2 protein-coding genes are annotated in these 1,052 nt (G+C 66.1%); one reads left to right on the forward strand and one right to left on the reverse strand.

Annotated elements, in window-relative coordinates; all coding sequences use genetic code 11:
* Positions 1-236: 236 nt before the first annotated feature.
* Complete coding sequence (locus MET2598_RS43665; protein ID WP_018259913.1) at positions 237-512, reverse strand: hypothetical protein; 276 nt, start codon at positions 510-512, stop codon at positions 237-239.
* 235 nt (positions 513-747) lie between these two features.
* Between MET2598_RS43665 and MET2598_RS43670 the strand changes: the two genes are divergently transcribed.
* Positions 748-987 carry a hypothetical protein gene (locus MET2598_RS43670; protein WP_012333669.1) on the forward strand — a complete coding sequence of 80 codons (240 nt, stop codon included), beginning with the start codon at positions 748-750 and terminating at the stop codon, positions 985-987.
* Positions 988-1,052 lie beyond the last annotated feature (65 nt).

A 1,052-nucleotide genomic window follows, 5' to 3' on the forward strand; every position in this document is an offset into this window, starting at 1 on the left:
GCGGGCGGGCTGCCTCGTTAGCGTCGCGCTACACCGCCGTCAGGGACACGACCCAGATCGCGGTCGGCCGCGAGCTCGAGTGCACGCGCATCAGAGACCGCTCCCGCCTTTCCAGCCCTGGGCGTGGAAGCGGGACTTGGCCGGCTCGACCGAAGGACGGTCCTCAGGAATGCGAGTTCCTCAGCCGCTTCGTCGAGGAGCGATGCATCGGGAAACACCATGGCTGTCCAGCCTTCTCACTGCGCGTGGGAAGCCACGACCATTCGCCCGCGGGCGCTGGTCCCATCACCGCCGGTCACCTGCCCGACTTGGAGCTCGGAGTGCTGGGCCGCCTCGATCATCCTGGCGCGGATCACCCGGTCCGTTTGCCGCGCCGCCTTTTCGACACGCGCCTGCACTGCTCCATCCGAGTAGGCGATCCGAATGCCAGGATCCGCGGCGGCGACGATCGCGGCCGCTCCGAGCGCCGCTCTTATCGCGAAGGCGATGAGGCCGGAGTGCTTCAGGATCATCGCCGGTGCTCCCTCGGCCTGCGCGGCCGTGAGACCGAGGCGCGCGTGACCTGCTGGGGTGAGTCGACAGACGTGTGGCAGACAACCTCTCGATCTGAAAATTCCGCGACATCCCTTAGGGGTTTCTACATAGGTCCCGTGGCGCGCATCCCGCTGGATCCGTTTGCGCTGGATCAATGAGCGGCGGGTCTCAGGCCGCTCGAATAGCCGAGCCGAGAGAGCAAGGGAGGACGCCATGCTGGCACAAGATCAGCTGCGCGACGCTTACAATGTATTTCTGCGCAAGCACAAACCGGGCGTGTGCTGCGCTGTCCGTGAAGACATGCCGGTGCCGGCCTTTCTCGCGCCAGAGAACTGGTCCTACGGCTACACGGCCCGCAGCGAGGCAGACGTGCCGGTCGGCTTTCAGCCCTGGGCTGCCCGCGAGGCGGCCGACCGGTTAGGCTTCTACCTCTTCCAGGACATCTGCGCCTGACATGCGACATCGGTCATCGCTATCGTCAGGCGTCACGACATACTGCCCCCTGATCCGGGATCGGC

The organism is Methylobacterium sp. WSM2598 (genome assembly GCF_000379105.1).
Taxonomy (GTDB): Bacteria; Pseudomonadota; Alphaproteobacteria; order Rhizobiales; family Beijerinckiaceae; genus Methylobacterium.